Genomic DNA, 6,242 nt, shown 5'->3' on the forward strand with positions numbered 1-6,242 from the left:
ATTAAATAAGCTCTTTTGACATTTTTGCGCCATGCTCACGTAACATGTCTAATGTGTTTTTTTCTTCTGGTAATGCTTGAGACCAATCAATTTCGTCATAATCACATTCAAAGAATAAATGACTGATCGATGAAAGTATGGTTAGATCATCATCATCTTTAGTATTTGGATCAACTTGCTGTGCAAGCAGACGCTCAATGGCTGGTACACATGCTGCACTTGCTGCATCCCAAAGTGGTCCATAAAACTCATCTGTATCCCAAAGATGAAGATTTGCTTTGGCATCTATTAATAGATCTAACAACGTAAGATGTGGCTGTAGAAGTGTTTGTTTCTCAGTATCTGAAAGCGGTTTTTCATTTTCATACGCCTCACAAACAACTTCCCACCACTGAAAAATACCATCACATACAATAGAAATAGGTGGGCCATTTTCAGGGTCAATAAAGTTAGGATCTAATCCCTGTTGTAATAACGATTGTGTTGTTTCAATGTCTAGCGCTTCAAGAGATTGAATAAATGATTGTTGTTCGGTGGTTAGCATACAGTGCTCACTATAATCTGCTTAGATCTATCTCTACTATCCCTAGCAGTTTATCAAGAAAGTTTCATTTAAACGATAAAAAAGCGCCAAATGGCGCTTTTTATATGAAGGTTCAAAATTTATTTATTCTTCAATAATTTCTAAGCCTTTATGGCTACGAGGGTGGTCTTTTTTCTCAAATAAATGTTCTAAGCTACGTTTAAGACGGTCTAGTGCTCCGTGAATTGCAGCATCAATATTCGCTGCTTTATGTGAAACTGCGACAGGTTTTAGGCCTGCTGGACGCGCTTCAATCATACAACGTAAATCATCGTCTCCGCCTTTTGCAGCATTTTCATCACTTAAATGCACAGAAAAGTGTGTAATTTTTTCGCCATAGCGTTGAAATTTTTCTAGAAGTTCTTCTCGCACATAATTAATTAAACGCTCACTATTTTTAATATTCTTATCAGTACGGATTTCAATATTCATAGTTTATCCTCACTACTTGCGCATGCTATGCGGAATTAATACATCCTTCTTTTTCACACTTTTTTAAATAAATTTAAGGTTTAATACACTTGAAACTTATTTAAAATATTCTGTGTCCTTTTAATTTAATATGAGCCATCTATAAAAATATGCAAGTATATTTTTATAGATTTGATTAAAAGAAGATCAATAGCAACGTGTTACTCTCACAACATCTATATTTCATTACAAACCAATTATATTTAATTACATATTTTGTTTTTCTAATTCATTCTGAGCTAAAAAAACTATAAATACAAAGAATTAGGCATATTTTTTGCTTGTAAAGAACAAGGACTTTAAAGCATTTTAGGTAAGATGTGAATATTCATCAGTTTAATGAAAAATCTTCTGCAGAGATACAAGACCTATTGATCCGTTGTGTCAATATTCCGCATTGGGCTCAACACATTGCATGTCATCGCCCTTATGAAAATAGGCAAAAACTTCTAACGACAGCAAAAATACTTGCGTTAGATTGGACGTGGGATGACATTTTAACTGCACTTCACGCACATCCTAAAATAGGAGAAAAAGATAAAAATTCCAACCATAATTATTCAAGCAATGAGCAAGCTGATATTTCTCAAAATGCATCAGATCTAGACTTGCTCAAACAAGCAAATCAAAACTATGAAGAAAAATTTGGTTTTATTTTTTTAATTAAAGCCAAAGGACTGACGACTGATCAGGTTTTGGTACAAATTAAGCAACGTTTAAATAACACCATCGATGTAGAAAAAAAATGTGTCCATGAGCAACTTATACTTATTACGCTTCTGCGCTTAGAACAGGAAATATTATGATTAGTACACATATTTTAAATATACAAACAGGTAAACCTGCTCAAGGTATTAAAGTCCGTTTACTTCATACAAAAACACAAGCCTGTCTTGGAGAAGGGATAACTGATAGCAATGGACGTATTGCAGACTTTCAAATAGCTACACCTATTGAAGAGGGTGTATATACACTCGAATATTATGTTAGTCCCTATTTTCAGTTAGAAAATATTGTGTCTTTTTTTCCAAAAATTGATATTACATTTACCATTCATCTGCTCAATGAGCACTATCACGTGCCATTACTTCTTAGTGCACATGCTTATTCTACTTATAGAGGAAGTTAAAAAGTATAAATAACCTTTTAATTTATTTAAAATAATTAAAAAAAGCTATTTTTTTATTTATTTTTTATTACAAATTTTATACATTATGGCTCATTTTTTGCAGAATACGCGTATTCACTGCATTCTCTTTGGCTCAAATCAAGAGAAAAAATTTATACGTTTATTCTGACCATTAGGTCTCTACATGGTGTCATATATGATGTCTTTCTTTAAAAAGTCTGTTACAGCAATTGCTTTTTCTTCTATTGCTCTTCTCTCTTCTTCAGCCTTTGCACTCACATGGAGTGATAATGCAGTTGGCTGGCGTTATGGAAGTGATTTTGCAGAACCCTATAAAAACAATGCAGATGGTTCGAGAATGGATATTACAAAACAGATTTATTCATTCACACATAGCAGTGGTTATCGTTATGGTACTAACTTTTTAAATGTAGACTTTTTACAGTCATCAAAAGAAATCTATGGTGGACAAGGTTCTGACCAATTTGAACGTGGAACACAAGAAGCATATTTGGTTTATAGAAATAATATCGATCTAGGTGCTGTTTTTAAGAAAGATTTTTCATCTAAAGGAATTCGTGGCTATGCATTAACTGCAGGGCTAGATTGGAATACAAAAAACGATTCATACGGTTCTAAAAAGCGTATGTGGGTTGTTGGGCCAACCATTAATTTCGATGTATCTGGTTTTCTTAGTCTAAGTGCACTCGCTTTCTTTGAAAGTAACCAACCTAAAGGTTTAGGTCATCGTTATTCATATGACCCACATGCTGCATTTCAGCTTACATGGGGCATCCCTCTTGGAAATACACCTTTATCTTTTGAAGGTTATGCCCTATGGATCGACTCCAAAGGTAAAAATGAATACGGTGGTAAGACATCACCAGAAACCAATATCGATGCAATGGTTATGTATGATCTAAGTACATTATGGGGCAAAAAAGATAAAACCTTACGTGCAGGTTTTGAATATCAGTACTGGCACAACAAATTTGGAAATCCAACTGATGGAAATGCAGGTGCAACTGCAAATACACCAATGGTGCGTGTAGACTATCACTTCTAAATAAACATTATATTTTATTATTAAATGTCAATTACATTTATGTTTTAAGCACGTAAAATTATCCCTAAAGCAGTTTTGCTTTGGGGATTTTTTATTTTAGCGTTTAACTTAACTTTAGAGAAAAACATGAAAGTAAATCTAGCCATACTGGCACTTTTTATTAGCACACCACTTTTTGCTGATACCACGCTTTTTCAATGTACCACTGCGAATGATAAAGAGTTACTGGTCACGATGAACTCGTCAAGCGTCTCTTACAAATTCGGATACACCTTAACGAATCCTGAGCTTTCATTTACTCTTCCAAATACCAAAGTAAACTATGGTGTAAGTAACAAGCCGTCTAACCAGTACAGTGTATATAGCCTAGACATGCCAAATGGTGATACTACGTACCGTATATATTCTAAATATTCTGAATATTCACGCCAACTCGATATCGACTCAGGAATTTCTGTTATTAAAAATGGGAAAGAATTGGCTCATATTCCTTGTATGAATAAATCTTATTATGATTATGTAGATAGCTTAGATAGTAACCGCTTATCTTATATCTTTTACTAAGCAGCCTCATGAAATGATTTCTCTTACATTGTTGTAGTAAGAGAAATCAGACTGATATTAATCTTCTATAATTATTCTGCCATGCGTGGGTTGAATAGGACGATGGTTATCTTGGTTTTTCAGTAAAACTTTCAATGTTTTTAATTGTTGCTCAGAAATGGTTAATGGGTTTTTCAGAACAACCCAGTTCACACCTTCAGAACAAGGAGGTGTCGTTAAAGACCCTGAGAAACGATAATAGTCTAAATTTTTAGGAAGAAGTTTATTCAAATTGACTTCATGCGATAAATGTCGATCGTCATTTTCTTTACTTGATAAATCTATCCATAATTTATCCCATTCTGGATTTTTTTCACCTAAAACAAACATCACAGCCAATACTGTCAGATCACCCTGAGCATTTGCATTTACAAAATGTAATTCTAAAGGATAACTCTTTCCTTCAATTTGGTTTTCACTTGGCGTATGAAAATGAAATTGTTTTAAAAAGAATTTCTGACCATCTAATATAAGGTAGTCGCTTTGATCATCTTTTTTAGTATTGACCTGAACTGTATGACCGTTAAATATAATGTCATTAGGCGACACTTTATATTGAATATTTAATTTGTGCTTAATTACACTTTTATAAGTGTTCCTAATATCGATTGGTGTTTGATTTTTACCACTACTACATTCTTTAAAATTTTCATTCAACTCTCCCCAATGCTCAGGTGAAATTTCATGATCGTAACCCCAGTGTATGGTTTCAGATGCAACGGTAAATGTACTTAAACCAAAAACTAAACTACCCAATAAAAAAGATTTCATTTCAAAATACTCTATTTAGTCAATCACTATCATTCATTGTTCAATAGTCACTCAAACTTTACCTCTATATTCTTAATCATTTATTTAAATATTAGATAAATAAATCATTAAAATTAAATATAATGAAAAATAGATCACACTCATAATAAAACTACAATTATTCTGTTAGTCGAGTACATTTCCTATAATATTACTTAAAATTCCTTTCATAATATTTTCTCCTTTCTCCTTTCTCAGCTCGCTGTACCAAGCTTGTGTTATATCACTGTCTTTCATATGCGTAATATCACAACGTTTTCTAGCACGTAACACCATTTCTTTCGCTCGCTCATTACGTTTGCTTTGGTATCGACTCAATGCATCTTCTATCCCTAAGCTGTTAACTTGTAATGCACGTGCAAGATAAATTGCATCTTCCATCGCCTGACAACCGCCTTGACCAATATCAGGGGTTGTACTGTGTGCAGCATCTCCAATAAGTACGACATGCCCCTTATAAAACTTTAAAAAAGGTTCAATATCATGAATTTCTACGCGATTTGTTTTTTCCACATCAATGTTTTGGATAAGTCGTTGAACCTGAGGACACCAACCCTCAAAATAGTCTTCCAAATCTGAACGATACGTTTGCTTATTATTTTCTAGTCCTACTGGCAGTGGTACATCAAAGAAAAAATAAAAACGCCCATCGGAAACAGGCATTAAGGACACACGTTTGCCATCTGCAACATAAGTCGTCCACTGATGTTGTGGTGCTATTTCTTCACTTGCCTTTACTAAACCATTCCAGTTTACATAACCTGCGTAACGGCGCGAAACCTGCTCACCTAATACGTAACGCCGTGTTATAGAGTGCGTACCATCTGCACCAATTAATAAATCTGCCGAATCTTTTCTACCATCTTCAAATGTGAAGTGAACACAATTTTTATGCTCCTCTAAAGCAATTACTTTTGTACCTAAATGAATATTTTCATGACCGAATTCATCCATGAGCATCCGTTGTAATTCTGCCCGAGAAACAGGGTACGGCCGTTGACCTGAATCTTGAATGAGTGGCATAAGACTAAATGCCGTCATTACATCTCCATGAATTCCATCAACATAAGATAAATGATCCATTTGGCCACCTAAAGCAGCGACTTTATCCTTCAAACCCAAATAGTTTAGGCATTTAACGCCATTCGGCCATAAAGAAATTGCTGCACCTACTGGTCTTATTTCTTTCACTTGTTCATAAATAATAACGTCGTAACCGAATTTTTTTAGTGCAATTCCAGCCGTTAAACCTGCAATACCTGCACCAATAATGACAATTTTCATTTAAGTATGCCTTATTTTAGATATTTAAAGTTTTATATAGCGAGAAATATGCCACTGTGTAGCAACACCTGAAGAAAAAGCGTTATTGAATGAAATAAGAATATATAGTCAAACAATCAAAAATATAAGACAATTTAAAAATGAGTTATTCAGAACATTTTAGACGAAAAGTGATAGCGAAGCTTGAGGAAGGATATTCCATACGAGCGGTATCGACACAATTTGAAATTGATAAAAATACAATTTTGAGCTGGAAAAAACGAATTGAGGTTAAAAGAACTCGCCCACGCAAACCT

Annotated in this window: 9 protein-coding genes; 5 read left to right on the forward strand and 4 right to left on the reverse strand. The window is 34.0% G+C overall.

Going from position 1 to position 6,242, the window contains the following annotated elements:
• Position 1 precedes the first annotated feature (1 nt).
• Together I2F23_RS07575 and I2F23_RS07580 are read right to left on the reverse strand one after the other, a co-directional pair.
• The gene (locus I2F23_RS07575; RefSeq protein WP_195771989.1) at positions 2 to 544 is read right to left on the reverse strand and encodes an ankyrin repeat domain-containing protein; all 543 of its coding nucleotides are present in this window, start codon (positions 542 to 544) and stop codon (positions 2 to 4) included.
• Positions 545 to 667: 123 nt separating this feature from the next.
• Positions 668 to 1,015 carry an HPF/RaiA family ribosome-associated protein gene (locus tag I2F23_RS07580; RefSeq protein ID WP_195771990.1) on the reverse strand — a complete coding sequence of 116 codons (348 nt, stop codon included), beginning with the start codon at positions 1,013 to 1,015 and terminating at the stop codon, positions 668 to 670.
• Positions 1,016 to 1,374: 359 nt separating this feature from the next.
• On the opposite strand from I2F23_RS07580, the gene uraD reads away from it, so the two are divergent.
• The 4 genes from uraD to I2F23_RS07600 all read left to right on the forward strand — a co-directional run bounded on the left by uraD (position 1,375) and on the right by I2F23_RS07600 (position 3,813).
• The gene (gene uraD / locus I2F23_RS07585; protein WP_195771991.1) at positions 1,375 to 1,860 is read left to right on the forward strand and encodes a 2-oxo-4-hydroxy-4-carboxy-5-ureidoimidazoline decarboxylase; all 486 of its coding nucleotides are present in this window, start codon (positions 1,375 to 1,377) and stop codon (positions 1,858 to 1,860) included.
• Positions 1,857 to 2,183 carry a hydroxyisourate hydrolase gene (gene uraH, locus I2F23_RS07590; protein WP_195771992.1) on the forward strand — a complete coding sequence of 109 codons (327 nt, stop codon included), beginning with the start codon at positions 1,857 to 1,859 and terminating at the stop codon, positions 2,181 to 2,183. The genes uraD and uraH overlap by 4 nt, the downstream gene beginning before the upstream one ends.
• Positions 2,184 to 2,379: 196 nt before the next feature.
• Positions 2,380 to 3,249, forward strand: a complete 870-nt coding sequence (locus tag I2F23_RS07595) for an outer envelope protein (RefSeq protein WP_228284797.1) — start codon at positions 2,380 to 2,382, stop codon at positions 3,247 to 3,249.
• Positions 3,250 to 3,375: 126 nt separating this feature from the next.
• The gene (locus I2F23_RS07600; protein ID WP_195771993.1) at positions 3,376 to 3,813 is read left to right on the forward strand and encodes a hypothetical protein; all 438 of its coding nucleotides are present in this window, start codon (positions 3,376 to 3,378) and stop codon (positions 3,811 to 3,813) included.
• Between the two features lie 57 nt (positions 3,814 to 3,870).
• Here the strand turns inward: I2F23_RS07600 and I2F23_RS07605 are convergent, their stop codons facing one another.
• Both I2F23_RS07605 and hpxO read right to left on the reverse strand, forming a co-directional pair.
• Positions 3,871 to 4,623 carry a carbonic anhydrase gene (locus I2F23_RS07605; RefSeq protein ID WP_195771994.1) on the reverse strand — a complete coding sequence of 251 codons (753 nt, stop codon included), beginning with the start codon at positions 4,621 to 4,623 and terminating at the stop codon, positions 3,871 to 3,873.
• A gap of 165 nt (positions 4,624 to 4,788) precedes the next feature.
• The gene (hpxO, locus tag I2F23_RS07610) at positions 4,789 to 5,946 is read right to left on the reverse strand and encodes an FAD-dependent urate hydroxylase HpxO (RefSeq protein ID WP_195771995.1); all 1,158 of its coding nucleotides are present in this window, start codon (positions 5,944 to 5,946) and stop codon (positions 4,789 to 4,791) included.
• 140 nt (positions 5,947 to 6,086) lie between these two features.
• Between hpxO and I2F23_RS07615 the strand changes: the two genes are divergently transcribed.
• Positions 6,087 to 6,242: helix-turn-helix domain-containing protein (locus tag I2F23_RS07615; RefSeq protein WP_213014677.1), on the forward strand; the 156-nt coding region annotated here is incomplete at its 3' end.

This window comes from Acinetobacter pollinis, assembly GCF_015627175.1.
Lineage (GTDB): Bacteria > Pseudomonadota > Gammaproteobacteria > Pseudomonadales > Moraxellaceae > Acinetobacter > Acinetobacter pollinis.

Bases quoted from the DNA above. Each gene is read 5' to 3' on its own strand.
- I2F23_RS07575 (WP_195771989.1), bottom strand. From the start codon at position 544: ATGCTAACCACCGAACAACAATCATTTATTCAATCTCTTGAAGCGCTA.
- I2F23_RS07580 (WP_195771990.1), bottom strand. From the start codon at position 1,015: ATGAATATTGAAATCCGTACTGATAAGAATATTAAAAATAGTGAGCGT.
- uraH (WP_195771992.1), top strand. From the start codon at position 1,857: ATGATTAGTACACATATTTTAAATATACAAACAGGTAAACCTGCTCAA.
- I2F23_RS07595 (WP_228284797.1), top strand. From the start codon at position 2,380: ATGATGTCTTTCTTTAAAAAGTCTGTTACAGCAATTGCTTTTTCTTCT.
- I2F23_RS07600 (WP_195771993.1), top strand. From the start codon at position 3,376: ATGAAAGTAAATCTAGCCATACTGGCACTTTTTATTAGCACACCACTT.
- I2F23_RS07605 (WP_195771994.1), bottom strand. From the start codon at position 4,623: ATGAAATCTTTTTTATTGGGTAGTTTAGTTTTTGGTTTAAGTACATTT.
- hpxO (WP_195771995.1), bottom strand. From the start codon at position 5,946: ATGAAAATTGTCATTATTGGTGCAGGTATTGCAGGTTTAACGGCTGGA.